Genomic DNA, 26,040 nt, shown 5'->3' on the forward strand with positions numbered 1-26,040 from the left:
GGTGGAGGTCAGGAGTGGTCGCCTTGGCCCTTGGACTTGGGCTTCGGCGTGAGGTCGGAGGCGAACCGCCCGCGGCGGGCCTCAACGGGGTTGGCGGTGATCCAGTCCTCAGCGCACGCCTTGTGTACGGGCTCGCCAGAGTGGGAGCGCATGGGCGTGGGCTGGCCGCACAGCGTGCAGGGGAGGTCCTGCCAGCGGTCGAAGTGCTGGCCGTCGCGCCAGACGAGGAGTTCACCGGGAGCCGGAATCAGGCCCGGCTCGAACGGCGGCTTCTGCTTCGTGCGTCCCCTGCGGGTCACGGCCGGAAGGCGGGCAGCTGCTGGAACACCCGGCCCAGCAGGTCCTCGGTCGGCTTCCAGGGCCCGAGCCGCCCGGCGGCCGGGACCGGCAGAGGCAGCTCCTGGACGTCCTTGAGGACCAGGTGCCAGGTGCCGGCCTGCGCCCACGGCGTGCAGGGCGGGGAGCCCTCGGAGTCCTGGTGGCAGTCGACCAGGCGGGCCACGCCGATCACGGCTCCGGTGGGCAGCTCCCGGCCGCGGATCGTGCGGGCGATCAGCGGGACGTGCAAGGCGGGCCGGTCGATCCGCTGGCCCGCGTGCAGGAGCATCCACCCGCGCCAAAACCAGGCCCGGGGACGGTTCTCGATGCCCTTGTCGCCGGTGAGGATGCAGGTGGCGTGCGGCTGCTGGACGCTGATGCCGCGGATCCAGTCGCCTTCGGGGAGGGGCATGGTGCTCATGCGGCTCGCCCCCATACGGCCGTTCCCGGGCGCCCGGCGCGGCGGCCGTTGATGGACGGCACCGTGGTGTGCGCGGGCGAGGCGACGGCCGCGCGCCCCGAGTGCTTGCCGTCGTACAGGGCCGCGTCGGCGGCCCGCTGCAGCACGGTCAGATCGCGGGAGCCGACCGCGTGCGGGGCCGCGGCGCCGACCGAGGCGGCGACGTCGACGGTGCGGCCGTCGTCCAGGACGACCGGGGTGTGCAGCATGCGGACCAGCTGCGCAAGGCGCTGTTCCAGGCGCGCGGCGGGCAGCGCCAGGACGACGGCGAACTCATCGCCTCCGAGGCGGCCAACGGCGGCGCGCGGGCCCGCCCACGCGGTGAGCCGGGCGGCGGTCGCCGCGAGGACGGCGTCTCCGGCCGGGTGGCCCATCGTGTCGTTCACGGCCTTGAAATGGTCCTGGTCGACGATGACCACCGCGGTGTCGTCGCCGTGGCGGGCCAGGAGCCGGCGGGCGCGGGCGGTGTAGGAGTCGCGGCGCAGGAGGCCGGTCAGCGGGTCGCGGCGGGTGGCGGCGAGCCGCTTGTGCAGTGCGACAGCGTGCACGGTCCAGCCGGTCAACGGCAGGGCGGCCGCGGTGATCAGAAGGGCGCGCGGCCCGATCCGAACCTGCGCGCGGAGGACGGAGTCCATACTGAGGATCTCCCTCTCGTCTCGTACGGGATGGGATGGGCCCGGGACAGCCGCACTGCTTGGCGGCTACGACGGCTGTCCCGGGGCGGATCTACAGTTCGCAATCGCCGGCACGGCCCCAGCTGTACGGGTCGTGCCAGCGGCCGGCGGTCGCGGCCTTCCAGTCGAGCTCCCAACCCGGCCGGTAGCCGCGGGCGCCCCAGCCGTCCGGCCGCACGCGAGGGATCTCACCTCCGGTCGCGGCCGCGGCGCGAGCCGCGTTGTACGCCTCATGAGCGGCCCGGACGGCGGCGCGGCGGCTGCCGGCCCGGCCGGTGAAGACGTGCACACCGCGCAAGCCGGTGGTGCTTCTTATCGGGACGTCGACCTCGTAGAGGGGCAGGGGCATGACGTCCATCTCCTCTCCTGCTCGGGTGGGTTGAGGGGCCACTGCGACCGCCCCGGCCCCGGCGGGTGCGGGACCGGGGCGGCACAGAGTGCGCTCAACTCAGGTCAGCTGGCCGTCCTGGCGGTGCGGTTCACGTGCGGACCGCGTCGGCGTACTGCTCCTGCAGATCGGCACGGCCCTCGAGGGCGTCTTCCTGGTCGTCGTCCTCGGGCGGGCCGTGGACGGTGCAGCGCACGTCCGGGTCGTTCATCAGCTCACCGGTGAGGGCGCGCAGGAGATCGGTGACGTTGTAGACCGGCGCCCACGCCCGGCCCTCGCATGCGTCGTCGGCCGGGCAGCCCACCAGGGCCTCGAAGCCGATGTCGCCCGCGCCGTCGACGTCGTTGCGCTGAGCCAGGATGATGCGGTCCGCTCCGAGCCGGAGCTCCGCGACGCGGTCGCCGTCGGCGAGCTGCGAGTTGTCGCGCCAACGCCACATCGGCAGGACTTCGGGGCCGAAGTAGCGGCGGACCAGGAGCAGGTCACCCAAGCCCGCGCCGCCGTCCCAGCCGAGGTCCGCGCGCCGGGCGTCGCTGACGCGTTGCAGCAGTGCCTGAAGGCGGTGGCTGTGCTCCGCGACGACGACGTGGTCGAAGCCCTCGCCGGGCAGGCCGGAGAACGCGTCGACCACGGCAGCGTGCTGAGCGCGGACAACCGGCTCGGGCACGCGCCGGTTCGCGGGCCGGTTGTCCTGACGTTCGACGCACACGGAGGCCGGGGTGGGGATGACCAGCGCGACCGTGGGCACGCTGTGGCGGCGGGCGGTGGCGATCAGGTTGGCGCGTACGGTCTGCTCGCAGTTCGTCGCGTCGACCACCGTCATCTTCCGGCGGGCGAGCCGGGCCTCCAGGACAGCCTGGAGCGCGAACACCGCGTCGCCGGTCGCCTCCTGGCAGCCCGCGTCATCGCTGACCAGGGCCCGGAACCTGTCGAGTTCGAGGACCTGGCTGTCGGGCCAGGTACTGGCCCATGTCGACTTGCCTGACCCGGCCGCGCCCATCAGGCAGACCAGCGACGGGTCGGGGATCGTCGTGTCGACGGGCAGTGTGTTGTCCAAACGGAAGGGCTTCATGCGGCTTCTCCCTGCGGGTCGAGAGCACGGGTGGCGTAGTAGGTGTGCAGGCCCGCGCTGTCGGTGATGAGCGCGGCGGCTTCGTGCAGCGGGCCCGACATCTCGCCGTCGTGGTCGGGCTCGATCCGTTCGGCGGCCTGCCCGGCGACGGTGAGCAGCTGCGCGAGGGAGCCGAAGACGCCGTCCTGGCGGTGGTCTTCGTGGTGGAGCTCGCGCAGGATCTGAGCGAGCTCCTGGGCACCGACCTCGCCCTGTAGTTCGTCCTCAATCTGCTGAAGGGCGAGCTGGACGATCCCGGCGGAGGCTCGAACACGGTCGATGCGCGTGCGGGGCGTGGGCACCGCGGCCGCCGTCACAGCGCAGTGCCGGCGACGGCGAGCGCGAGAAGAGCCAAAGCGGTGAGGCTGAGGTCGACCGCCCGGCGCAGGTGGATGAACTTGCGGACCGCGAGCGTGGACAGGACCCGGATGCGGGCGGCGCGGGCGTCGCCCTGCATGCAGTCGCGGATCGCGTCCTCGTCGAGCTGCGCCCAGTACGGGAAGGACGCCCGGTCGTCCCCCCGGAGCCGGGGCCGGACCACCAGGAGCAGCAGCACGGCGGCCGCCCCCAGGGTCATGACGGCCGCCGTACCGAACACCCTGGTCGCCAGGGGCAGATCCTGGTCGGCGACGGACGCGAGTCCGGCGAGGACGGCGCCGTTGAAGGCGAGCAGTAAGGACGACTTGCCGTCCGTGCGGCTGATCTCGTTGGTGACAGCGGCACAGGCGGCATCCATGTTCTTGCCGATGCCAGGAGCGGGGACCGTGGAGGTCATGGACGGTGCTTCTCCTTGTCGTTGCCCGGGCGGGCCGCGCGGCCCACCCGGGATGTAGGTCAGAACGCTGGATCGCCCGGTCGCGGGCGACAGCAGGAGCCAGAGAGGGATCAGAACGGCGGCTCGTCCGGCCAAGGCGGGATGGGCAGAAGCCGGATGCACAGCTCCCGTCGGTTGGACCAGCAGCCGCAGGCCTCCATCTCGGGGTTCGCGCCGGTGACCCACCAACCGCCGTCGCCGTGACACCGCGGGCAGGAGCGGCGGGCGACGGGGGTGAGGCGGATCCGGTGGCGGTCGGCGTAGAGCTCGAGGTGACTGGCCTTGAGCACGGCGGCGGCCGTCGCCGCGGCGAGCGGGACAACGGCAGCGAGCAGCAGGGTGGTTCGAGCGCGCACTCCGGTCAGCCCCGGCGCGGCGGGGCGCCGGGCGAACAGACTGATGAGCATCGGTGACTTCTCCTTCGGGAGGGTCGTTGATCAGGCGGCCAGCCGGTGGGTCACCGGGGTCGTGGAAGCGAAGTAGGTGCCGGGGCTGGGCTCGTAGCCCCGGGCGCAGGGGTCGCAGCAGCCCTGGGCACGCAGCGGGAGGCAGAAGTAGTAGCGGCGCTGGCACCGGGGGCAGGTCTGCCTCGCGGCCATCGCCCGGTCCAGCGCCCATTCCTGCGCAAGCGTCGGCACCCGTTTGGGCCGGGCGAGTTCCACGCTGTAGAGCCATGCCCGGGTGGGATGGGTACACGCCTGGCCGGGCCGATAGGAGCACGCCTTGCAGCGCAGGACTGCGACCGGGCCGTGCCCGCCGGGGCTCAGCCCTCGCTCGCGTAACTGCCGCCGGGTGACCAGGCCCTCGGGACCAGCGCGCCGGTCGAACTCCGGCAGCAGCGCGTCGCTGCGCGGCACCTTCGTGATTTCGCGGCGGCTCTTCTTCCTCGGGCGCGGCATCACCTGCTCCAGGCGCCGGGCAGCCGGTCGGGGCGGTGCGGGTAGCGGGGGCCGGGACGCTGCGGGCGCGGCCGGCCGATCCGGCGGCGCGGGCGGGGGATGAGCACGGTGTGTCCTCCAAGGGTTGAGGGCGGGCAGTGCTGCGCCCCGCCGGCGGAAGGTCCGTCGGCGGGGCGCTGGGGTGAGGGCAGGCGGCCGGTCGGCCTGTCCGGTCCTCGTCCATCGGCTGGGGATGGGCGAGGGCCAGGCGGAGCGACCGGGGTCAGCGCTGGAGCTGGCCGGAGTCGGTCAGCGGATCTCGTTGCGGGTACGGGCGAAGAACGCTCCCCGTATGGTGCTGTGGTTGTGGATCTCGGTGTGGTGGGTGACCGGGCCCTCGTAGAGGTGCTTGGTGACGGCGGAGCGCGCCTTGCTGATCGCGCCGCCGATGGCGGTGGCGGCCATGGCCAGGCCGGCGAACGGCAGGGTGACCATCAGGACGCTGTTCAACGTGACGGAGGCCAGGCCGTGGAGCACCAGCCAGGCACCGCAGCCGATGCCGGTGATCCCGGCGCCCACGCCGATGGAGGCAACCGCGATGCCGGCCGCCCAGGCCGGGACGATCCGCTGGTCGTCCTGTTCCACGGGCGGAGTGGCTCCGAAGGCCGGCGGCTCGGTGTCGTCGCGGAACGAGGTGGGGTGGTGGCGTACGGGCTGGCCCGCCCACTCGTCGAGCAGGCGGCGGGCTTCGGCCGCGGCCTCGGATTCGGGCATGCCGGACTGGGTGGTGTTCAGGGGGTCCATCGTCTTCTCCGATCACGCGGGAAAGGGGGGCGCGCCCCTTCCTGGCCGTGGTGGCCGGGAGGGGGCGTTGAGGGAGTGGCCGCGCGCAACGGCCAAGGGCACCGCCGCAGTCGTGTCCGGCGGTGCCGTTCGGCGTTGCGCGGCAGGTGAGTTGGGGCTGAGGCGTGGGTAGTCACCGCACCGGCGTCCCGGGCATCCTCGATCCGACAGGCGTGGGGAAGGGGATCGGGTGGAGTTCGTCTTCGAGTGCGGGTGGTGCGGCGGGGACAACTTCTTCGTCGGCAAGCAGGTCGGCTTCTGGGTCGACAAGTGGGAGGTCCCCGCGGAGTGGGACTGCCGCTTCTGCGACGAGCTCAACTACACGCCCGACCCGCCGTGGACCGAGGCGTAGTCAGAAACTGGAGATCAGTCCGGCGAGTGAGGCGAGGCCGCTGTTGATGGTCGGGGCCAGGCCGGCAGCGGTCGGGCGGTCCGGCCCCGTGATGGATGGATGGGTGGGTGTGATCAGGCGTCAGTGAGGCTCTTGATGGCCTCCAGCGCCTGGCGGGGAGAGGCGACCTGCTCGGATCGGCGACCATCGCCCTTGGAGTCGCGCCTGCCTCCGCCGCTGCGCCGGCGGGGACGGTCCTCGTCCTCGTCCTCGTCGGGCTCGGGCCAGAACTCGCCGGGCCGCACGGGCTCGTTCCAGTCGAACCACAGGCCGCGCTTCTCCAGCTCGCTGATCTCGTGGTCGGTGAGCCGGTTGACCTCGTCGGGGAACAGCTCGGAGAGGTCGGTGTCGAAGTCCGCGTACAGCGACCGCATGAGCACGGCGCGGCCGTTGTCGAGGACGATGACCGCGACGCCGCCCGTGGAGACGCCGTTCTCCGGGTCGGCCTCGCCGCGCATGGCCCGCTCGATCGCGGAACCCTCGCTGCGGGAGTAGCGGGCCGGGATGGTCGGCACGTCGTAGGCGTTCTCCATGGTGCCTTCCACAGCCTTGCGGGTGGCGCCGGGCGAACCCATGTTGAAGATGACGGGCCGGCTGTTCTGCCGCAGGTTGTCCTTCATCTCGGTGGAGAACCCGTTGTGCGCGAAGGGGGACTGGCCGGCCGGGTTGAAGCCGATGCCGTACTTGAGCCCGGTGACCGTGAGGTCCTCGCCGTCCTTCTGGATGAACTCGCCGAAGTCCGCGTCTTGCGCCGCGGTCATGAACTCATCCCCGTACACGTTCAGCTGCCGGTACGGGCAGCGGGAGTCGCCCGGCTTGTAGTCGTGCGGCTGGCCGTCGTGCGGCCAGGGCATATCGGCGCGGATCTCGCACAGTGCCTTCGCCGCCCGCAGTGAACGGGCCATCCACAGCGCGTTCGAGCCCTGCCGGTCGATGTACTTCCCGAGCACGGTGGTCTTCTCGTCCTTGCGGACGGTGGACAGCCACACCACGTGTCCGTCCAGGGACTGGGCGGCCATGTGGATCGCGAAGAACTGCGTCTTGCCCGACCGGCTGACCCCGAGGGTGAGGCCGTGGGCCGGGGCGTTCTTGTCGTGCTGGTACACCATGGTCTTCACCGGCTGGCCGGTGATGGTGTACCCGCACACGTACATGCCCTTGGTGTCCGGGGTGAGCAGGTCTCGGGTGGCGGGGAAGATCTGTGACAGCGGCGGCTTGTCGAACGCGCTGATCAGGAACTCCGAGCCGTCGATGAGGACGAACACGCAGGAGTCGTCCTCGGGCAGGCCCAGGCCACGGCAGACCTTGGCCAGGTCGATGCGCGGGGTCTCGGTGGAGTCGGCCATCTTCGCCCGGTAGAACGTCACACCGCGTTCGTGGTCGCGGGTCTTGTGGACCAGCGTGGAGCCGGGCGCGCCGCCCCTGGGGCCGCCGACGCGGTCGGCCCAGCGCTCGGCGTCGGTGGGAGCCTCGCGGCGGCGGGCGTTGGCGTCGGGGGTGATGTGGGCTTCCAGCCAGCCGGGGCCGCCCTGCCGTCCGGGCTGGACGGCGACCAGGGAGAACGACACGTCCGTTTCGTGGACGCCGAACGCGGCGGCGACGTCGGCCTCCGACAGGCCGCCGATGGGCCGTCCGGTCTCCAGCGCGCGCAGCAGGATGGTGAGGTCGTTGCGCATCGCGGGGTGCCGTGTGGCGCTGACGATGTGGGTGCGGGCGGGCATCCCGGCGCGTTCCCACAGCTTCCGGGCCTGGCAGGTGAGCGGGGCGGCGTCGTCCGGCCGCGTCGGGGCCGGTGCGGGAGTGGGCTGCAGTTGCGGGGTGGGGACGGCGAGAGCGGGGCGGTGGTGGCGGCGGGCGTGCCGGGAGAACGGCAGGATCAGGGAGCCGGCTGCCGCCCATCCTGCGGCGAGGAGGGCGTCCAGCGCCCACGGGCCCCAGCCGGTGGTGTAGGTGGCGGCGACATCGACCGCGGCCGCGAAGACGAGGGGGGACCAGCGCAGGATTTTGCGTCCGGCGCCGGTCTCCTCGCTTCTGGCGGCCAGGATCCAGCCGCCGATTCCGGCAACACCGGCCAGCTGCACGACCTGGTTGACGGGGCTGTCGGGGCAGAGGTTCGGGGCCACGGCCAGAGCAGGTGCGGTCAGGGTGTAGGCCAGGCGTTCGAGGACGACACTGCGCGGCGTGGACACGGGGGCTTGCTCCTTCGGGAACGGAAGCGGGCGGCCCCGCAGGTGCGGGGCCGCCCGAAGGGGGATGAGGAGGTCAGCTGGTGAGGAAGCCCGGCTTCGGGGTCCTCTCGGAGCGGTTGGAACGGATGTCGTCCAGCGCGCCGTACCGCTGTGCGTGGGTGCGCCTGGCCTGGTGGGTGAGGTCGGCGGTTTCCTGCGCGGTGTCGTGGAGCGTGCGGAGCTGGGTGGCGGCGCCGGTCAGGGCGGCGGCCACGTGGTGGGTCAGGTCCACGAACTTCCTGTCGAGCTCGGCGCGGTCGATGTCCTCAGCGACGCCCTCGGTGCGGTCGGCGTTGGCCCGCATGTCGCGGCGCAGATACTCGAGGTCGACTGCGGCATTGGTCATGGCCGTGCTGAGCATCTTCAGCTTGGCCTGGACGGCCTTGTAGCGGTTGTCGGCGTCGGCCGGCGCGGGTGCCGCGCTGCCGTCGCGAGGTGCGAGGTCGCTCATGAGCGGCTTCTTTCGGGGCTAGTCGTGGTGGGCGGCGGCCGACGCGTGGGTCAGGCCGGCTTCTTCCTTGGCGGCCATGTCCTGGCCGTAGACGCGGGCGACTTCGGCGGCCGCGAGCCTGGCGGCCTCCTTGGCGGTGTCGCAGTCCTGTGCGCACCGCGTGGCCTGGAGCTTCATCCGGCCTGCGGCGTCGGCGAGGTCCGTGATCAGTTCGGTGACCTGGGTTTCGATGTTGTGGTCACCGACCAGGTCGGCGGCCATGTCGCGTAGGACGTCGGCGACCTTGCCGAGCGTGTGCGCCAGGGCCTCGGCCTGCTCCTGGTGCGCGGCGGCGAGAAGGGCGCTGTTGGCCATCGCCATCAGGTACTCGTCGAACGTGATGTCCGCGCGGTGCTGGGTGGGCAGGCTGCCCTGCCGGGACGCCGCAGCGACCTGTGCGCCCTGTGCGTCGCTCACACTGTTCTCCTTGCCGATGGGTCGGGTCGTGCCGGGCCGCTGGGTGTGCGGTTCCGGGGCGGGCGGCAGGCCGCCGGCGCCGGCAGTGACGGGCGGCGGGCTCGCCGTGGCCCGCCGCCCGGGCCGCTCCTCCGGGTCGTCGGGGTCGTCGACGATGACCGCGTCCGGGTAGTCCTCCTCCTGCCCGTCCGTGCCGGGGCGGGTGGGGCGGTCGGGCCACTCGACGGTGGGCGTCTGGTCCTCCGGCCTGAACCGGCTGTCCGCGGACCGGCCCCGGCGTCCGGTGCGCCCTGTACGCCAGTGACCACGGGTACGGCCGCCCTTTCGGGCGCCGCCCCGCTTGCCGGCCCCCGAGTTGCGGTCACCGGGGCCGCTCGTGGGCGCGTCTTTGGCTTTGCTGCCCCGATCCTTGGACGGGTTCACCTTCTCCGAGCCGCCCGCCGTGCCGCCCGGCTCGGACGGCTTGGCCTTGCGGGAACTGCCGGACGCCCCAGGGCCGGGCCTGGTGTCGGCCTTCGCTGCGCCGTCCGTGCCGGATCGCCGTTTGTTCCAGCGCCGTTTGTTCCAGCGCCGCTGGGCTTCCTGCGTGACGGCCGTGCCCAAGGTGGTACGGCCCGGGCCGCGGTCCGCCGCTGCCTCCCGCTTCGCCCTTTTCGCGGCCGTCCGCTCGGCCTTCGCCGCGCGGCGTTCCTCCCGGGCGGTCTGCCGGTTGCCGCGCGCCTGGTCGCGGTCCTTGGTGCGGTCGGCGACGCCGGCGGCGTGACCGTCACTACGCCGCTGCTGCCGGGCAGCCTGGCGGGCAGCAGCCCGCTCCTGACGGCCCCGGGTCCGCTCCGCGAAGGCGCTGGACGCCGGCCCGCGGCCCGCCCCGCCACCGCCACCCTTACCGGATCCTCCAGGACCCTTCTGCGGGCTTTTCGGACCCCCGCCCGCCCCGCTGCGCCCGGAACCTGCTGAACGGTCGCTGGAGGAGCGGCGAGGGCTTTTCGTGGAGCCTGTGCCGCCCCCGCCGGGGCTGGGTGATCCGGTCCCGGAACGCCCCTGCGGGCCGCCGGAAAGAGATCCACTGCGCGACGCTCCGGGCCGGTTCGGCCCAGGCGCCGAGTTGTTCCGGGACGGACCGCCTCCGCCCCGCCAGGTCCCGCCTCCACCGCCGGCTTTGGAGCGGCCTTTGTCCGCTCCCAGACCGGAACCAGAGGACCGCGTGCGGTCGGTGTCGGCCTTTCCTCCCGCCGCCTTGTCGCCCTTCGCTTTCAGCATCGCCCGACGGAGTTTTCCGTTCTGCTCCATCATCGCGACTTCCTGCGCGGTCCGGGCCTCCAGCAAGGCAGCTTTCCGCGCTATTTCAGCTTCACGGAAAGGAGCCTCGTCTTCGCGTCGGCCCCGCGCCAATTCGAGCCGGAATTCCAGCCAGTCGCCGAGACGGTCCGCGAGAGACCGAGGCTGAACGTATTCGCCATCCTCGTATTCGCCGTCCTCCTCACCTCTTTCCGGCGCCGGGACCCCGTCCGAGCGCAGTGCCATCTGAGGGTCCGGGGCGGATGGAATCGGCGGCAATTCCATGGTCGTCTCTTCCGGTGATTCCGGCGTGGCGCTGGTGTCGCGCGGCGGAATCGTGTCGGCGAACGACGGGATCGGTGGCGGCACATACGATGAATCACCGCTCCAGGGCCCGCGGACCAGGGTCCCGCTGCTGTCCTCTTCGGACACGATGTATCTCCCTCCAGGACTTGACAGACTGTGAGTCTCGTGTGCACGCGTGCACGGGCACGTGTGCGCGCTTTACGCGCGCGAGGCCCCGCCGGAGCCCGACGGGGCCTTCGATGGTGACGTTCAGTGACGCGGGGGGTTCTGCTCCAGGACCTGCTGCGCGTACTGCATGAGCTGGTTCCACAGTCGCGCGTCGCCCGCCGCCCGCTTGTCCATGGCCAGCATGAACAGGCGGCAGACCTGCGTGAATCCGGAATAGACATCGCTGCGACCGGCTTTGATGTCCTTGCTGATCCGGGAGCGAGTAAGGCGGAGCCAGAATTCCATCCGGCCCTTCTCGCCGCGAGATTCGACGGCCTTGCGTTCCTCGCCTTGCAGCCATTCCATCCGCTTCTGGGCCGACATTTCTGCACTGCTGAGGGGGCGCGTCACGCCGACTCCCGGTTACCCAGGTCGAAAATCGACGTAGGGCCAGCATAGCCGGAGTTCTGCCGCTGCGCATTCTCCTGCGGCGGGTCCTGCCGGGCGGCCTGGAGCGGCGGAGTGTTCTTCCGCCGCCTTTCCAGCTCTTTTTCCCGGCGCTTTCGGGCCGTATTCGCCACCTCCTCATCGTGCGCCCGGCGCTTGAACGCGGTCTTTTCCAGCCCCTTGGTCACGGACTCGACGCGCTTGAGTACGTCGTGGAGGGCCTTTTCCACCGGCCGTGCGCGGAGCCAGGCGTCGTAGAAACGGTCCCCCTCCACGTGCGTGCCCCGGCAGTGGATGCGGGTCTCGATGGCGAGGGTCTCCAGGTTCCGGCCGATGTCCTCCAGGACGCGCAGCACGTCGGCCATGTACTGGGCGGTCGCCTCCGGGTTCTGCGCCACGTCGCGCAGAGGTGCGTGATGGGGGTTGTTGCTGTTCACAGCGGGTTCCCTCCTGCTGTACTTGGGGTGCTGTCGACTGTCTTCCGGCAGTCGCAGCGAAGGCCAGCCCACGTCGACTGGGCTGGCCTTCACTGGTGGTGCCGGCCGAGGGGGTCAGGGCTGGTAGCCCTCGCGGAGCAGCTCGGCTGCCTCCTGGCGGTACTTCGAAGCGGTGTCGGTGGAGGACACCGCCAGCTCGCGCTGGATGTCGGCGAGCAGCACCTGGTCGGGCTCGCCGCCGGCGGTGAGGATCATCCGGGCGACCCGGCGGACTGCCCGCTCGCGCGGGGTGAGCTTCGCGGCGTCCTCTATTTCGACCGCGCGCCGCTCGATTTCGGCGGCGGCCAGCCGCTTTTCGGCAGCGGCCTTCTCGGCTTCGGCCTCACGCTGCCGGGCTTCCTGTGTGCGGGCGTCGGCGGCCGCCTGCCGCTCGGCTTCCTCCGCCGCGCGCCGCTCGGCTTCGGCCGCGTGGCGGCGGGCTTCGGCAGCGGCCTTCTCGGTTTCGGCGGCGGCCTGGTCTGCTTCGGCGGCACGCCTGCGGGCCTCCGCCATCGTGGCCGTCTCGACCGCCTGGTCCTCCGCCGCGGCGACCCGGTCGGCCTCCGCCGCTGCCTTCCGCTTCTCAGCTGCCTGGCGCTCCAGCTCCGCCGCGCGGACATCCGCAGCCGCCTGCGCCTCGCGCTCCTGGGCCTCCTTGCGCAGTGCCTCGGCCTCCCGGGCGCGGGCCTCTGCGACCAGGGCCGTCTCCATTGCCTGTTCCTCCAGCTCGGCGGCCCGCTCGGCGGCGCCGGCCTGGGCGCGGGCGCGGGCTCGGGCTTCGGCTTTCTGGCCGTCCACCCGGGCGCGGACGGCCTCCAGTTCGCCGTCGGCCTCGAGTTCCTCGGCCTCCGCCTTCTTCTGCGCGACCTTCCGGCGTGTCTCCGCGTCCAGGCGCCGGCGCTCCGCCTCCTCCTTTCGCTTCTCTGCTTCGCGTTCCTGCTGTTCAGGCAGCGCGAGGGCCTCGGAGACGGTGTAGCCGTGGGCGGCCATCTTCATCGGCAGTTTCTCGTCGTCGCTCGCCTTGCTCAGGTCGCCGTGGTACTTGCGCTTGAGCCACTGCTCGTAGCCGGTGAGCTCCTGCTGGCGGCGGATCATCTCCGGGTAGGAGGCGATCCCGTGCAGCCGCATCCGGCGGTAGAACCGTGGCGTGGCGATGGGGGAGAGGATCCAGCGGTGCAGGGGGATGCGGTCGGTGGCCGTCCCCGCTTCGAGCTGGGTCTTCTTGATGAACAGGCGCCGGGCGGCCTCCACGCCGATCACGAACAGGAACGGCATGACGCCGTGGCTGGCCGCCTGGACCGGGTCGTCGGTGATCTGGCCCTGTGAGGAGGCGTTGAACCAGATCGTCGCAGCCGTCATGGCGTGCGCGGCCAGCCGCAGCACCGGCCACGGGGTGTCCTTGCGGATCAGGTACAGGTCCAGGGCGAGGAACGCGATGATGCTCGCGTCGACGCCGACGGGGAACCACGGCGCGAGTTCGCTACTGAATCCCCAGCTCAGCGCTACCTTGGCGAGGGTGCTGTAGGACATCGCGAAGCCGATGATCCCGACCAGGGTTCCGCCGACCGCAGCGGCGAACGACAGGGCGGTCATCAGCCCGTCCCGGCCCGGCTTGATCGTCTTCCGCTTCGGCGCCCGCGAAACACTCCGGGGCGGGCCCGAAACCTTCTCCGGTGCACTCGAAGCAGGGCCCGGCGGGTGCGAAGCGGGAATGTCGGCGGCCGCTTTCTGCGGCACTTCGGTGATCGTCATCAGGCTCTCCGGGAGGGTCATTCAGGACGGGGGCGAAACGGTTGGGGGCTGCTCCCGAAACGCGGCGGGGCGTTTCCGAAGCGGCAGTTGGCACGGAGGAGTTGTTGGCGAAACGGACACCGGTTCTCTCCGGTCCGGGCGCACGGAAAGATCGGCCGCCCAGGGGATGGGCGGCCGATCTGGCGGGCGGGCTCGAAACTGCGTGCCGCTCCTGCCCGGTAGGCGCGAAGCCGGGTGGGGACAGCCGCGGTGACTGTCACTCACTCCCCTGGGCCGGGAGCGGCGAGTAGCGGTCGTGGTCAGTCGCACGGATCGGGCAGCGTGGGGACGACCTGGGCGAAGTGCTGGCGGATCCAGGCGACAGCAGCCGGGGGCATCGCCCCGGTGTCCGGCCCGGTCAGCGGCGCGGTGTCGATGTCGGCCATCGCGTCGGCCGGCGGCAGCAGCCGCATGTAGTCGGGGTCGATCCCGGTGACGCAACTGTTGCTGCTCAGCTCGATCAGGTCGTACACGGCTCTGCCAGTGCCGCCGTGCCGCCAAGCCCGGTGCACCCGGCCCACGAAGGTGTGGTCGGACTCGCCGAGCCAGAACCGCTCGGCGTCCCGGTACAGGACGAAGTCACCCTCGGCATAGACGGTCTGCGACACGACGGCCTGGGTGCGAAGCGGCTGGGACACGTCTTCTCCTCACTCTCGCGCACCAGCACGAGGCCAGCGGGGCCGGGCTGTCCGGCTCCCCGTCACCGCCCCACCCGACCGCCACGGTGGTGGGCGATCGGTGCGAGCGGATCAGGCAGCCGTCAGACCGCGGCGAGGGGCCGGCGCGGGGGGATGACCCGCCCGTCGGGGAGCAGCTCGCCGGTGTCCTCGAAGAGCAGGACCGCGTTACACAGCAGGCTCCACCCCTGCTCCGGGTGGCGGGCCACGACCTGCGCGGCGTCCCCGGCCGGGCTGTCGGCGGTCGGGCACTTGGGGGTGTGCGTGCACAGCGCGGTCGGCAGTCGGCTCGGCGTGCTCGTGGCGTTGAACTGGGTGCTGCTTTCCATGAGTCCTCCTGTAGGGGAAGAGTGAGCCCGGGGCCCTCCCGGGCCGGAGGCGTGCCAAAGGCCGGCCGGGGTGCAGCCGACCGGGCTGGGTGGTGCTGGAGCATGGGCGGGAAGCCAGCCGACGCTTCGGCCAGAGGGAGCGGTCAGGCCGCGTTCCGGGCCCGCTTGCGGGCGGCGCGGCGCTTCATGGCCCGGCGCTCGTCCTCGCTGAGCCCGCCCCAGACGCCGAAGTTCTCGCCGTTCTCCAGCGCCCACTGCAGGCAGGTCTCCATCACGGGGCACCGGCGGCACACCGCCTTGGCCTCCTCGATCTGCAGCAGTGCCGGGCCGGTGTTGCCGATGGGGAAGAACAGCTCCGGGTCTTCCTCCCGGCAGGCGCCGCGCTCCCTCCAGTCGCTCGGCTGGGCGGCGGAGGGGGCGTAGCGGGTGCGTACGATAGAGCGGCTCATATGGGGCCTCCGGTCAAATCCGTTGGGTACCAGACAGGCCCCAGGGCGGCATCCCTGGGGCCTGTCGCTGTGACGTCTCGTGTTCAGTGCGGTGCTTGCGGGTGCGGGCGAGCCGGCTCCGGGTTCTGGGCGCGGCCGTCACGCTCGTGCGGGGTCGGCCTCACCGGGAGCGGCGGCCGCTCCTCCATCACCGGCGTCCGCCTCGCACCGCCTGCCCGGCCGTTACCGGACAGGCGGTAGCCGAGGTTCTGGCAAGCGGAGCAGGTCCAGAAGGTGACGCCGAAGTAGCCACCGCAGATGTCGCACTGCTGGCCGGATCCGCCGTACGGCGCCCGGCTCCTGCGGTGCGGCAGGATCACCCGGAACGAAAGACTGTCGGTCTCGTCCCGCTCCGGACCGCGCCGGTCGTCCTCGCTCTCCAGATCCTCGATGAGCCCGGCGGTCACTACGGTGCCGGGTCGTGCCATGCTGTCGATCACAGGGACTCCTCGAAAGTGCCTGTATCAGACAGCCCCGGAGCTCTCACCTTCCGGGGCTGTCGCCGTCTCGGCTGCTCGGACAAGCAACCGCGGCCGCCGCCACCCCAGTTGATTCAGGGTGGCGGCGGCCGTGATGGCTGGTCAGGCCGCTGACCGGTACGTGTCCCTGTCCGTGTGCGCGGGCCGGATCAGGTAGTCGGAGTCCGTCCAGACCGAACCGACCGGGTACGGCTGACCGTCGGGCCGGAGCGTGTCCCGCACGATCACGGCCCACCGGGCGGCGTTCCTGCGCAGGAGCGCGGCGGCCTCCGCCGGGTCTGTGGTCAGGGCCAGGACTTCGAAGCGGCCGTCGCTGTTCTGGTAGATGGCGCCAGGGCCGCGGGGCCCGACCTCGTCCTGGACGCTCGGTAACGCCACGGGCGGGGCCAGAGTGGGAAGACTGTGCATGGGTCGTCCTCTCAGAAGGGTGACCTGCGACAAGAACCCCCAGGGCTGGCTCCCTGGGGGTTCGTCGCATCCCACCAACAGCGGGGCAGTGCGTCCCTGCGCACTCCCGTGCGGCCGCGCCTCCAAGGTGGGGGCAGCCGCACGGGGCAGCGCAGGATGTCGTCAGGCGCCGATCCGGTGGGCCTCCGCCTCCAGGTCTCGGATTCGGTCGGCGAGCTCGCAGCGCTCCGCGTGGGAGAGGTGAGGGCCGGACAGTCGTCGGCGTGCTGCCTTCAGTTGGTCGTTGATGCGCTGCTGCGGGGTACGGGGATCGGTCGGCACGGGCATGGAGTTCCTCCTCGATCGTCGGCCGGGGCGGCTCTGGTAGGAGCAGCCACGGCCCCGGCCTCCCCGACCGCTCGGGATGGCCGGGGCCGTGGTGGCTCCTGCGTGGTGCTCAGGACACCGGGGGCTCAGGGCGGAGCGTGATGAGAGGGACAGCGGGGCCTTCCGTCGGGGGATCCCCGGCAGGAAGCTGCGTGCGCTGAGCGTCCGCGGCTTCCACCGCCGGGAGAACGGCGGCCCACTGCGATGTCCGCGTCTTGGGGTCCGTGTACCGGCGATCGAACCGCCGCCGCTCCCGGGCGAAGGCCTCGCGCACGGCCCGGCGCTTGGGCTCCTGGCGGAGCAGACGGAGGAAGGCGGCGGCCAAGCGCTCGCCGTGGTGGCATGGAAGCGGTTGACCGTCGCGGCCGGTGGTTCCGCTCTCCCTGGCCGGACGATGCTGCTGAAACGCCTGCCCACAGGCACGGCACTGCTGCTGGTGCCGCCGGAACGCTTGGCGGACTGTCTCTGCGCTGAGCGGGACGGGCTTGATCTGACCGACGGCCGGCAGCCGGGTCGTCTTCGGCTTGGGCAGCACCTTGGTCGCGCGGCGGGAGTTGGTGGTCGGGACCGCTTCAACGAGCCCAGTGCGCCACTCGCCGACTGAGAGGTCGATGTCGACGCGGCGGTTGCTGCCAGCGGTACAGCGACGCGGATTCGCGGTGCCAGCAGGCTTGTTGTGGTGGGGGACCAGCTTTGGGGTGCCCTGCATGCCGGTGATCGGGCACCAGGTCCGGCAGTCGGGGCAGACCAGGTGTTCCTTGCCGGGGGACAGGTCGATGTGGTTGGGCTTGAGGGTGGAGACGGTGATCGGCGGGCGGTGGTTGACCTGGGGGGTGCGGGTTTTGCTGCGCCGCTTGCGGGCCGTGGGAGTCGCGGACGGCGGGGCCATGAAGGAGCTCCTTGCGTGTGAAGGGGCGAAAAGGTCGCATCGCGGTGCTCTCTCCGCCGGTCAGGGCCGACCGGACAATCCGGTGCCCTGGCAGGCGGACAGCGCATCAGCGCTGCGATGCGCAGGAGCCGGTCGCCCGGGGGATTTGGTGGAGCTATCGACCCCGGCCCTCCCCGTGAGGGGAAAGCGGCTTCCTGCGGTGTTGCGCGCAGATAGTCATGGGGCGGAGGAGCTGGTGAGGCTCTTCGTCTCCGAGCCGCCGAAGCGGCGACTACCGCGCAAGCTTCGATATCGAAGCTCCGGTACGATGGTGCAAGACCTCGCTATCGATGTCAAGCATTTCGATAGTGAGGATTGCGAGTCTCTTGCTGGCACTGTTTGATCGCGAGGCGCTGATGACGCTTGAGCATCGAAGCCCCTAGGGTCGATAGCGAGGTAAGGAGACACATGGCAGACGAGACGGGCACTGATCGGCCCAGATACCTCAAGATCGCTGACGAGCTGAAGTCGGCGATCGAGCGGGGAGAGTACGCACCTGGCGACCGACTGCCAGGGGAGAACGTTCTCGCTCCGCGGTACGGCGTGGCCGTTATGACGGCCCGGCGAGCGCTGCGCGTGCTCACTAACCAGGGCCTCGCGGAGTCCCGGAAGGGCGCGGGATTCTTCGTCCAGGCATTCAGCCCCATCCGGCGGCGTGGCATCCAGCGCCTGGCGCGGGACCAGTGGGGGGCCGGCAAGTCCATCTGGTCTGCGGACGAAGATCGCCCGCTGGCCGTCGACCGGGTCACTGTCGAAGAGGTCGTCCCCCCGGCCCACATCATCAGCATGCTTGAGCTGGGGGAGGGGGAGACCACGTGTGCCAGGTCCCGGCGCTTCGTCCTCGCTGGCCGACCTGTCATGCTCGCTACCTCGTACCTGCCGTACGCACTGGTGGCAGGGTCGGCCATTACCCAAGCCGATACAGGTCCCGGGGGAACCTACGCCCGCCTCGCCGACCTTGGCCACGCTCCCGTTCATTTCCGGGAGGAGATCCGCGGGCGGCTGCCCACCACTGAGGAAGCTGCCGCTCTGGGTATGTCCCTTGAGCGCCCTGTCTTGAAGGTGTGCAGAACCGCCTTCGACGCTGCTCAGCGAGTTGTCGAGATCAATGAGATGACCCTCGACTCCGCTTCGTATGTCCTGGACTACGAGTTCGATGCCTGATCGCACGGAGCGGTGGACACGGACGCGGCACTGGCGTGTGTCCAAGGACGGCATAGATTCCTCCGGCCGGTGTGTTGTGTGCCTGGATCAACGTCAACCAGCTTCCGGGGCGACGACGTTGAGCGAGATGTCCCCGCGTAGCAGCGGTGTGGACTTAGCGTGGAAATACGGCCTCGTCTGCCTGGTCATGGACCACCCAGGGGGTGTGTAGTGATCGCCGTGGATCAGTGGACAGGTGAGGAGGCGCTGCTGTTGCGTTCGGTAAGGCGCCAGTCTGTCCGTGAGTTCGCGCAAGACCTGGGCATCAGTCCCCGGACGGTTTCCCAGTGGCAGCGCAATAAGGAGCGGGTGTGCCGTCCGGCGATGGCGCAGATCCTGGATACGGCGCTTGCCCAGTGCACTCCAGAAGAGCAGGAAGCGTTCCGTGTCCGACTGGCGGCACTGCGAGGGGAGACCGATGGCGCCGCAGCGGCTGCGGTAGCGCAGTCGGCGCCCTGCATCGTGGTTTCCCACAAGTTCCTGCCGGTTTACCTGGGCGAGCGGCTCGGCTCACTGTACGCAGCCGGAACACCCCGACCGTCCGGTCCGGCTGGCCTTGACCAGCGAGTACTACCCGGCAAGCACCGCTCAGCCCAGTCCTCCACAGTGCACATGTACGCATGTGGCGTCGTCGTAGTGCACTTGGAAGAGCGCCAGCGCGTGGACTCGTTCACTGATCTGGCAGTGTGGCGCTACCGCTCCTACCTGACAGACAGGGCCTGGGCGGGGGAGCGCATCACGGGCCTGTTGGAGCAACACTGCGCCGATGGACAGGTTGAGGCGTCGCCGGATCCGGAGTACGTGCTGTCCGTGTACGAGTTGCGTGAGCACGCTTGGTCGGGGGCCGGACTCGATACCGCCCTGCAGTTGCTGGCCACGCCGTCGGTGCTCGTTGACCGCCAGGACCCGGCAAACATCGTGCCCCTCGGGGCAGGAGTCGAGGACGCCAAGTTCCGCGATGGCTGGGCGCACCCTGAGGCGCTCCCCTTCGACGGCGGCGCTTCTCGTGGGGTGGCCGGTTGGTCGGGAATTTCTTATCACCCGCAGCCAGACGAGCGTGCCCTAACGATAAACCAGATCGTCGCTCTGGAGCTGGATGTTCAGGCGCTGTGGGCGCTGTCGTCGCACATCCTGCACATAGTCGAAGACGGGCAAGATCCCGTGATGCCGAGGGAATACAGCTGGCGCTTCCTACGCGGCGCGTACGTCCGGCTGACCACCGCCCGCCCCACAGAGACTGCCCAGCATCGCGTGATGCGCGAAGCAATTCTGACAACTAGCGAACTTCCTGATCGGTTGCGTGCCGCCCAGGACGCTCTTCGAGACAGCAATCCGTGACGGCCATGTGGAAGGCGGACTGGGTGGATCCTCGCTCGACGGCGCTGATCGTCATCGACGTGCAGCAGGGCTTCGTCAACCGGCATAGCCGCGGCACGCTTCCGGCGATCGTGCGCTTGGTGGAAGGCTGGCGAGCCGCTGGCGGTCCTATGGTCTTCACGCGGTTCCATAACGAGCTCGGTTCGCCATACGAGACGATCACCGGCTGGACGCGGCTGCGCACCGCGGAGGAGCAGGCTCTCGTTGAGGAGCTTGCTCCCTTCACGGATTCCGCGGTCACGGTCATCGATAAGGCGCGGTCGTCGGTTTTCACCCCGGAGGGTGCGCAACTGATTCGTGATCAGGGCTGGAGCGACCTGGTGCTGTGCGGCATCGACACAGACGCCTGTGTCTACGACTCCGCGATCGCCGCTTATCAGAGCGGATATCGGCCCTGGATCGTCACCGACGCCTGCGCCTCTACCGGTGGACCCGAGTACCACGACGCCGCCCTGCTGCTTGCCGCTCGCAACCTCGGCGCCGACCAACTCGTCACCAGCGAGACCATCCTGCCCAGAATCGGCAGACAGGGGGCACACACATGAGTTCACCTTCATACGACGCGGACGTCCTGATCGTCGGAGCCGGCCCGGCTGGAGTGTCGGCTGCAGTCATGGCAGCCAGCCTCAAGCTGCGCACCGTAGTGATCGAGGCTGGGCTAACCGGAGGCAAGCTGCACGTCGTCGGCGCCTTGAGCAACATGCCGGGCAACTGGTCGACCGGCCCGGATCTGGCGCAGGCTCTGGCGCAGGACCTGCAACGTCTGCAAGAAGACGGCTGGTGCACCCTGATGCAGGCCCGGGCCGTGGCAGTGAACGGTCACGACGACCGAGCCGAACTCACTCTGGACAGCGGCCAGGTCCTGACCGGGCAGACCATCGTGGTCGCCACCGGAGTAGCCGCGCTCACACCCGCCGAAGCCGACTGGGTGACCGCTCCCAACGATCTCACCGCGCCGCCGCTCTGGCGTGCCGCACCGGACAACCTCATAGGTCGCACGTACGTGCTCGGGGCCGATCGCCCGCTCGGGACTTGGCTCCGGGTCCACCAGAAGACGTCGAACACGCTGCACGTGCTCTGCCCCCCGACGGATGAGTACAAGGTCGCCGAAGTCGCGGGTGATGATCGTGTCCGCATAATTCCTGTCTCCCACGTCACCATCACCCGGCCCGCCTACGGCGACGGCTGGACGGTTGAGGTCAAGGACCAGGACGGGGAACGGACGGTCTATGCCGTCACCACGGTGCTGAACAACATGGGCAATAGGCCGGCTGCCCTTCAGGGACTCGCCCAGGGCCAGGATGGCTACTGCCCCACCGACGGCCAGCACCCGCGCATCCAGGTCGCAGGAGACCTGCGGTCTTCGCGGTATCAGCGGATAGCCACCGCACAAGGATCCGGAGCTGAGGCCGTACTCACTTATTACTACGGCACCACACCGCCTGGCTCAGGTGGTCCTCGATGACGCTCCGAGGACGTGGGGTCTCACTACCTGCCTTTGGTGGCGAACGGGGCCACCAGGTGGTCTGGAGCGGTCCGGCGCAGCTTGGGTCTGCGGCTGCCATGGGCAGCTGGCTGGAGAGCTTGGAGGGCAGCTCGAAGCGTGGTCGAGTCCCGGTTCCAACGTTTCGGCGCGATCAGCTTGAGTCGTGGTGCCTCGTCTGGGGGCATGACCTGGCTCTTGCAGTCGATGACGGGGACCAGACCGAGGTTGTGGGTGAAGAGCAGAACGGGTTTCTCCGCCACCAGCGAGCGGAGTTCGAGGCGCGCAACGGGGCCGAGGACGTGGACTCGGCTGCCGAGGCGTTTGGGCCTTCCAATGACGACGAGGCCATCGAGCCGACCCGCGAGCGTGTCCCAGTCGTACAGGGATTCCGCGAAGGCGGAGCGGTAGTGCAACAACTCGACGCCGTCTGGCAGATCCTGCGTGATGCGCTTGAGCCAGCGCTGCCAGTTAGTGCCGCTGACAGTCTTGGGCGCGGCGCTGACGTAGACGCGAACCGGGCTGCCTGGGCGGCGCTCAGCAGCGATACGGTGCATAGCCGCGATGTAGCGGCGCTGCTGCTCAGGGCGGGCGAAGGTCTCCACGTCCAGGGGATCGTCGTGCCGGGGCATCTGCGTCGCGTACATGCCGCCCATGATGCCTGTACAGCGCTCCGGCTGCGGAACAGGACAGGTCACCACCGGGTTCTGGCACACCCTCAAGGACGGGACGCCTACCGGCGACACGAGCTATACCAGGGTGCCGGTGAGGGATCTCGAGGGAGTAGCGTGTCCCTGCAAAAGATCCATACAGGCATGGCTAAGCCCCGCGAGGTGGTGCTCCGGGGCACGGCCGCAGACCTATCTAGGGAAGGTCTCGACATGGTTCAGGGTACCCGTACCCTCCGACAGGCACACGCCAAGGCACCCGCCGTGGCAGCGACGGCTCATACGTCGCTCCGGCTGGGTGCCTCCTTTGTCTCCCCGCGCAAGTCCGCGTGCGGGCGCACCTCTGCCCCGGAAGGGGGCGAGATGGTGTAGTCGCGATGGCGGCGCCCGCTGAGCGGGTCGTCAAGCCGCCGGGACGCCCGGCCACCCAGGTGATTACCGGTCACCTCGGCTGATGGCGTCCCATCTGCCACCGGGAGGGCTTAGCAGGCCCTCCCGAAGGAGTTGTCCGTCCGGTTAGCAGCCGGCCGAACAGTTCGATCTTGGTTCTCCCCGAACCAACGAAGCGCCAAAGCGGCCTTCGTCATGCCCTCTCCCACGCAGCGAGAAGGACAGGACTCATGTTGCAGCATCGTGCTGCCTTTTGTCAGCCCACCCATGCCCGGTTGGCGTATTTTGTGGCGTCTCCCCGGTCACAGTTCTCTCCGCAACAGGTGTCTGAGCTGTGGCAGTGGAACGGCGCGGCCCCTCTGGGGCGGTCTTCCGAGGTTTCCTCGTGAACGCCGTGGCGGCTACGGGCGCCGGAGCGGTTCCTGCGCAGCGCGGTCCGGCGCCAGTCTGCGGGCCGGGTAATCCGCTGGCTTTGGGCCGGGATGCCCGTGCCCGGTTGGGTGGTGCGGTGCGCACGCTGCTGGACGTTGCCGGCTCGGACGGTGTGACGGACGCGGTGCGGTTGGCGGTCGTGGTGTTGGCGGCGCGGACGCCGTCGGTGTCGGGTGTGGTGGAGATTCGCACCGGCGAGCTGGGCCGGTGGCTGGGGCTGTCGGCCTCCTACGTCGCCTCGCGCGTTGTCCCCGCGCTACGCCGATCCGGCATAGTCGCCGTCGATACGGCAGAGGGTGAGTTCGGCCAGGACGTCGGGCTGGCGTGCCGGGTGCTGCCGCTATGGCAGGCCCGGAGGACTGTCGGGCATCCCCTGTGTCTGCGCCGCACGGAGCTGGCGACGCTGCTGCGGCTTGTGGAGGCGGTGATGGCACCGGGCTGGAGGCACCGGGATGGCCGAGTGACGCCGGCCGGGCTGCTCGGGTCACGTACAGGCCGCGGGGCGGCGACGGACCGTCTGGCACTGTTGCTACTGGTGCTGGAGGCTCGGGAAACGGGCCGGGTGCGGCAGTGCGGCGGCGTAGTGGACACCAAGCGCGGCCGGGCGGCCGCGACGGTGGCCCGGTTGCTGGGCTGCACGGCGTCGGCGGGGGAGCAGGTGCTCGAGCGCCTGGAGGGCCGAGGTCTGGTGCGGCGGGCGCGGGTGCGGACCGCGTCCGGGCTCGCGCACCGCACGCGGCTGATGGTGCCGGCGGTCGCCGCCGCACACGGCCACCGCGGTCTCGGCGCTGTCAAGGGAGGCGGTGCGGTGGCGTCAAATCCCGCGTTTTCAGAGCCCGATGGTACGGCAGGGCCTGTTGAGACGCCGGAGCCGGCTCCGGATTCGCAGGTCAGCGGCGTGCCGGTGGCGGCCGGTCCAGACGGGGCAGACCCCGACGCTACGGCAGCCCTTCACACTCACCACCCTGCTGGGGGTTCCCCTGTCTCCTCTGTTGCTCTCTCTGGTGGGTTTTCCGGCGAAGGCCGTGGAGGGTCCGGTGTTCTGCCGGACCGCGCGTGCGCGCGCGAGGACCAAGCCGCCGGTCGTCGGGGCACGGCCGGGCCAGCAGCACCACCGGTGGCCAGTGTCGGCCCGCTGCGCGGGGAAAAGCCGCAGAAATCCCCGGTCGACGAACCAGGCCAGCGGCCCCCCGCTCGGCCTCAGCCCGGCCGGTGCGGCGAGATTCGGAGGGCCGGCCTGCCGGCGGATCTTCGTCTGCGCGTCGCCCTGACCCCGGTAGCGGGACTGTGGGCACAGCTGAACCGCTGGCAGCAGCACCAGGTCGAACGGGCAGCAGCCGGGGAACTGACCCGGCTGGCAGGGGTGCTGGCACGGCCAGAAACCGCTTCGCAACTGCTCGCCGACCGGCTCACGGACCGGTTGGGGGAAACCGGCGGCGAGGCGCTGGTGAGGAGCCCGTTCGGCTGGCTGATCCACCGCGGCCTCGTGCAGCGTCCGGCCTGCTCTGACCCCCGGTGCGACGACGGGATCCGGCTGGACACCGGCGCAGAGTGCGACACCTGCGGAAACGTGATCCACATCCGGCGCGCTGAGCGGGCCCGGATCGCGGCGCAGGTGGAAGCTCAACTGCCTGGCCTGGGCGTGCTCGAGCACCGCCAGGTTCTCGAGGAACGGCTCCGGGAGCAGGCCGCCATCAAGGCGGAGGCCTTCGCCCGGCGGCGTGAGCACGCCATCGCGGAACAAGCCCGTCGCGATGCCGCCCGAGTGGCCGCCCGGGAACGGGCGGAGCGCGAGCGCCGGGCCGCGGCCGCCGCCGAGGCGGCCCGGCAAGGACTGTCGTGCCAGGACTGCGGCCGCAGCCGATCGGCCGGACTGTGCGAGGCGTGCGGCTACCGGCGCCGGACCGAAGCCCTGATCGTCGAAGCCGGCCACGTCGCCGCCACCTGGACCGCCGACCTCAACGACGCCAAGGACGTGGCCGCCGTAGCCGCCGGGGTGCGGGCCACGATGGAAGCCGAGATCGCAACTGCCCGCGAGAAGTTCCTGCGGATGGCGGGCCCTGCCGACCTGGACGCAGACCCGAGCGGGAACGCGGCCGTGCTCGCCTTCGGCGCCCTCCAGACCACCCAGCAGGCAGCCCTCGAGTACCGCCGCTGCGCCCTGGCGATGCTGAGCCGCACCGAGGAAGCCGAGGCCGAGGCCCGCCGGGCATACACGACCGAGCAAAACCGCCGCTGGTTCAGGACCAACCCCCACAGCGCGCACGCCCTCGCCGCCGCGGCCAAGGCCGCCGACGCCGCCCGGCAGCGCACCGCCCAGTACCTGCTAGACACGCGGCTGGCGCAGCTGCACGGCAGGCCCCGTCCTGAGACGGCCGGATCCGCCATGGCGGCCCTGGAAGGGGCCCGCAGCCTTCGGGCCCGTTAGTGTCCCGATATGACGACAGAGAAGCACCACGATCTCACGGCTGTGTGCAGAGCGGCACAGAAGGGATGGGTGCTGCAGGTCGTACAACAGGGGAGTTCGCAGCCAGTTGCCGAACGGGAACTACACCAGTGGCCGGACTGGCCGGAGTTCCCGCCGGACGCTGCGGCGGCGGCCGGGTGCGAACTCGTCATGCTCGGCTACATGATCCGGCCCGACACCGTCACGCCCGACTCGCTGATCGGGTGGCATCGTGTTCCGAACGAGCGGGCGTGGTCGGCGACGGTTGCCACCTTCGCCGACCTGCAAGCCCACGGATCCTGAGGTTCACCGCCGACCCCCGTCATCGTGAACATCGCCGCGCGCTCACGCGGAGAGGACACCATCCAGTCCGAGATCACCAGCGTCGAGGGCGGCTCACCTCCGCTCGCGCGGAGAGGACGCTGAGTATTCAGCTTTCACCTGATGAGTTAGCGGCCCACCTCCGCTCACGCGGAGAGGACGTTCCGAGATTCGAGCGGCTGCGGCCGGCAAACGGCTCACCTCCGCTCGCGCGGAAAGGACAGCGCGTAGCAGCGGAACAGGCAGAGTCTCGCCGGCTCACCTCCGCTCGCGCGGAGAGGACAGTCAGTGCCGTCGGTGGTGGAGGGCGGCCCGCGGCTCACCTCCGCTCGCGCGGAGAGGACGTCGTCCTTGAGGGCGGCGAACCCTGCGGACGCGGCTCACCTCCGCTCGCGCGGAGAGGACCGGACGGTGCGCCGGCTGCGGCGGGTCTTGGGCGGCTCACCTCCGCTCGCGCGGAGAGGACGCGGCGGCCAGGACCAGCGTCCGGGCCTCGACCGGCTCACCTCCGCTCGCGCGGAGAGGACGTCGTCCTTGAGGGCGGCGAACCCTGCGGACGCGGCTCACCTCCGCTCGCGCGGAGAGGAC

The 26,040-nt window shown here is 70.6% G+C and carries 31 protein-coding genes and 1 CRISPR repeat array (1 of these 32 only partly in view); of the genes, 7 read left to right on the forward strand and 24 right to left on the reverse strand.

Annotated elements, in window-relative coordinates:
* Positions 1-8: 8 nt before the first annotated feature.
* From SXIN_RS30160 to SXIN_RS30205, 10 genes are all read right to left on the reverse strand, one after another.
* A complete protein-coding gene (locus SXIN_RS30160; protein WP_019711978.1) occupies positions 9-299 on the reverse strand; it encodes a hypothetical protein in 291 nt (96 codons plus the stop codon).
* On the reverse strand, positions 296-739 hold the full coding sequence (locus SXIN_RS30165) for an ASCH domain-containing protein (RefSeq protein WP_039824661.1): 444 nt from the start codon (positions 737-739) through the stop codon (positions 296-298). Before SXIN_RS30165 ends, SXIN_RS30160 begins: the two co-directional genes overlap by 4 nt.
* Positions 736-1,413 carry a GGDEF domain-containing protein gene (locus SXIN_RS30170; RefSeq protein ID WP_019711980.1) on the reverse strand — a complete coding sequence of 226 codons (678 nt, stop codon included), beginning with the start codon at positions 1,411-1,413 and terminating at the stop codon, positions 736-738. The genes SXIN_RS30165 and SXIN_RS30170 overlap by 4 nt, the downstream gene beginning before the upstream one ends.
* 91 nt (positions 1,414-1,504) lie before the next feature.
* Complete coding sequence (locus SXIN_RS30175) at positions 1,505-1,810, reverse strand: hypothetical protein (protein ID WP_019711981.1); 306 nt, start codon at positions 1,808-1,810, stop codon at positions 1,505-1,507.
* 121 nt (positions 1,811-1,931) lie between these two features.
* The gene (locus SXIN_RS30180) at positions 1,932-2,912 is read right to left on the reverse strand and encodes an AAA family ATPase (RefSeq protein ID WP_019711982.1); all 981 of its coding nucleotides are present in this window, start codon (positions 2,910-2,912) and stop codon (positions 1,932-1,934) included.
* Complete coding sequence (locus tag SXIN_RS30185) at positions 2,909-3,253, reverse strand: hypothetical protein (RefSeq protein WP_095758268.1); 345 nt, start codon at positions 3,251-3,253, stop codon at positions 2,909-2,911. The genes SXIN_RS30180 and SXIN_RS30185 overlap by 4 nt, the downstream gene beginning before the upstream one ends.
* Before the next feature lie 11 nt (positions 3,254-3,264).
* Positions 3,265-3,726 (reverse strand): Pycsar system effector family protein, encoded by a 462-nt coding sequence (locus SXIN_RS30190; protein WP_019711984.1) that lies wholly within the window; start codon positions 3,724-3,726, stop codon positions 3,265-3,267.
* 110 nt (positions 3,727-3,836) lie between these two features.
* Positions 3,837-4,172 (reverse strand): hypothetical protein, encoded by a 336-nt coding sequence (locus SXIN_RS30195; protein WP_019711985.1) that lies wholly within the window; start codon positions 4,170-4,172, stop codon positions 3,837-3,839.
* 30 nt (positions 4,173-4,202) lie between these two features.
* Complete coding sequence (locus tag SXIN_RS30200) at positions 4,203-4,664, reverse strand: RRQRL motif-containing zinc-binding protein (RefSeq protein ID WP_019711986.1); 462 nt, start codon at positions 4,662-4,664, stop codon at positions 4,203-4,205.
* A gap of 288 nt (positions 4,665-4,952) precedes the next feature.
* The gene (locus SXIN_RS30205; RefSeq protein WP_019711987.1) at positions 4,953-5,447 is read right to left on the reverse strand and encodes a hypothetical protein; all 495 of its coding nucleotides are present in this window, start codon (positions 5,445-5,447) and stop codon (positions 4,953-4,955) included.
* 229 nt (positions 5,448-5,676) lie between these two features.
* Between SXIN_RS30205 and SXIN_RS31685 the strand changes: the two genes are divergently transcribed.
* On the forward strand, positions 5,677-5,838 hold the full coding sequence (locus tag SXIN_RS31685) for a hypothetical protein (protein ID WP_019711988.1): 162 nt from the start codon (positions 5,677-5,679) through the stop codon (positions 5,836-5,838).
* Between the two features lie 113 nt (positions 5,839-5,951).
* Here the strand turns inward: SXIN_RS31685 and SXIN_RS30215 are convergent, their stop codons facing one another.
* From SXIN_RS30215 to SXIN_RS30270, 13 genes are all read right to left on the reverse strand, one after another.
* Entirely contained in the window at positions 5,952-8,066 is a 2,115-nt protein-coding gene (locus SXIN_RS30215; protein ID WP_019711989.1) for a hypothetical protein, read from the reverse strand.
* Between the two features lie 73 nt (positions 8,067-8,139).
* Positions 8,140-8,556, reverse strand: coding sequence for a hypothetical protein (locus SXIN_RS30220; RefSeq protein WP_019711990.1), 417 nt, complete (start codon positions 8,554-8,556; stop codon positions 8,140-8,142).
* An 18-nt stretch (positions 8,557-8,574) separates the two neighbouring features.
* A complete protein-coding gene (locus tag SXIN_RS32635) occupies positions 8,575-9,615 on the reverse strand; it encodes a hypothetical protein (RefSeq protein ID WP_019711991.1) in 1,041 nt (346 codons plus the stop codon).
* 1,230 nt (positions 9,616-10,845) lie between these two features.
* Complete coding sequence (locus SXIN_RS30230) at positions 10,846-11,154, reverse strand: hypothetical protein (protein ID WP_039824584.1); 309 nt, start codon at positions 11,152-11,154, stop codon at positions 10,846-10,848.
* Positions 11,151-11,627 (reverse strand): hypothetical protein, encoded by a 477-nt coding sequence (locus SXIN_RS30235; protein ID WP_019711993.1) that lies wholly within the window; start codon positions 11,625-11,627, stop codon positions 11,151-11,153. The genes SXIN_RS30230 and SXIN_RS30235 overlap by 4 nt, the downstream gene beginning before the upstream one ends.
* A 114-nt stretch (positions 11,628-11,741) precedes the next feature.
* Positions 11,742-13,259, reverse strand: a complete 1,518-nt coding sequence (locus tag SXIN_RS30240; protein WP_019711994.1) for a DUF2637 domain-containing protein — start codon at positions 13,257-13,259, stop codon at positions 11,742-11,744.
* Positions 13,260-13,717: 458 nt separating this feature from the next.
* Positions 13,718-14,095 (reverse strand): hypothetical protein, encoded by a 378-nt coding sequence (locus tag SXIN_RS30245; RefSeq protein WP_019711995.1) that lies wholly within the window; start codon positions 14,093-14,095, stop codon positions 13,718-13,720.
* A 122-nt stretch (positions 14,096-14,217) separates the two neighbouring features.
* The gene (locus tag SXIN_RS30250) at positions 14,218-14,406 is read right to left on the reverse strand and encodes a DUF5999 family protein (RefSeq protein ID WP_039824671.1); all 189 of its coding nucleotides are present in this window, start codon (positions 14,404-14,406) and stop codon (positions 14,218-14,220) included.
* Positions 14,407-14,606: 200 nt separating this feature from the next.
* Positions 14,607-14,912: a WhiB family transcriptional regulator gene (locus SXIN_RS30255; RefSeq protein ID WP_019711997.1), complete on the reverse strand. Its 306-nt coding sequence runs from the start codon at positions 14,910-14,912 to the stop codon at positions 14,607-14,609.
* 83 nt (positions 14,913-14,995) lie between these two features.
* A complete protein-coding gene (locus tag SXIN_RS30260; RefSeq protein WP_019711998.1) occupies positions 14,996-15,391 on the reverse strand; it encodes a hypothetical protein in 396 nt (131 codons plus the stop codon).
* 141 nt (positions 15,392-15,532) lie between these two features.
* A complete protein-coding gene (locus tag SXIN_RS30265) occupies positions 15,533-15,838 on the reverse strand; it encodes a hypothetical protein (RefSeq protein WP_019711999.1) in 306 nt (101 codons plus the stop codon).
* Positions 15,839-16,000: 162 nt separating this feature from the next.
* Entirely contained in the window at positions 16,001-16,165 is a 165-nt protein-coding gene (locus tag SXIN_RS31690; RefSeq protein ID WP_019712000.1) for a hypothetical protein, read from the reverse strand.
* A 109-nt stretch (positions 16,166-16,274) separates the two neighbouring features.
* A complete protein-coding gene (locus SXIN_RS30270; RefSeq protein ID WP_019712001.1) occupies positions 16,275-17,093 on the reverse strand; it encodes a hypothetical protein in 819 nt (272 codons plus the stop codon).
* Between the two features lie 447 nt (positions 17,094-17,540).
* Here SXIN_RS30270 and SXIN_RS30275 point away from each other — a divergent pair, with 447 nt between their 5' ends.
* From SXIN_RS30275 to SXIN_RS30290, 4 genes are all read left to right on the forward strand, one after another.
* A complete protein-coding gene (locus tag SXIN_RS30275; protein WP_019712002.1) occupies positions 17,541-18,296 on the forward strand; it encodes a GntR family transcriptional regulator in 756 nt (251 codons plus the stop codon).
* A 210-nt stretch (positions 18,297-18,506) separates the two neighbouring features.
* On the forward strand, positions 18,507-19,673 hold the full coding sequence (locus SXIN_RS30280; protein ID WP_039824592.1) for a helix-turn-helix domain-containing protein: 1,167 nt from the start codon (positions 18,507-18,509) through the stop codon (positions 19,671-19,673).
* A gap of 5 nt (positions 19,674-19,678) precedes the next feature.
* Complete coding sequence (locus SXIN_RS30285) at positions 19,679-20,257, forward strand: cysteine hydrolase family protein (protein WP_095758270.1); 579 nt, start codon at positions 19,679-19,681, stop codon at positions 20,255-20,257.
* On the forward strand, positions 20,254-21,177 hold the full coding sequence (locus tag SXIN_RS30290) for an NAD(P)/FAD-dependent oxidoreductase (RefSeq protein ID WP_039824594.1): 924 nt from the start codon (positions 20,254-20,256) through the stop codon (positions 21,175-21,177). The genes SXIN_RS30285 and SXIN_RS30290 overlap by 4 nt, the downstream gene beginning before the upstream one ends.
* Positions 21,178-21,200: 23 nt before the next feature.
* Here the strand turns inward: SXIN_RS30290 and SXIN_RS30295 are convergent, their stop codons facing one another.
* Entirely contained in the window at positions 21,201-21,842 is a 642-nt protein-coding gene (locus SXIN_RS30295; protein ID WP_157916365.1) for a hypothetical protein, read from the reverse strand.
* Positions 21,843-22,761: 919 nt separating this feature from the next.
* Here SXIN_RS30295 and SXIN_RS32640 point away from each other — a divergent pair.
* Positions 22,762-25,113 carry a hypothetical protein gene (locus SXIN_RS32640; protein WP_238153901.1) on the forward strand — a complete coding sequence of 784 codons (2,352 nt, stop codon included), beginning with the start codon at positions 22,762-22,764 and terminating at the stop codon, positions 25,111-25,113.
* 9 nt (positions 25,114-25,122) lie between these two features.
* The gene (locus SXIN_RS30305; RefSeq protein ID WP_039824597.1) at positions 25,123-25,434 is read left to right on the forward strand and encodes a flagellar basal body L-ring protein FlgH; all 312 of its coding nucleotides are present in this window, start codon (positions 25,123-25,125) and stop codon (positions 25,432-25,434) included.
* An 89-nt stretch (positions 25,435-25,523) separates the two neighbouring features.
* Positions 25,524-26,040: direct repeats of the CRISPR family, unit length 29 nt; unit sequence CGGCTCACCTCCGCTCGCGCGGAGAGGAC; it runs 306 nt beyond the window's last position.

The organism is Streptomyces xinghaiensis S187, from assembly GCF_000220705.2.
Classification (GTDB): domain Bacteria; phylum Actinomycetota; class Actinomycetes; order Streptomycetales; family Streptomycetaceae; genus Streptomyces; species Streptomyces xinghaiensis.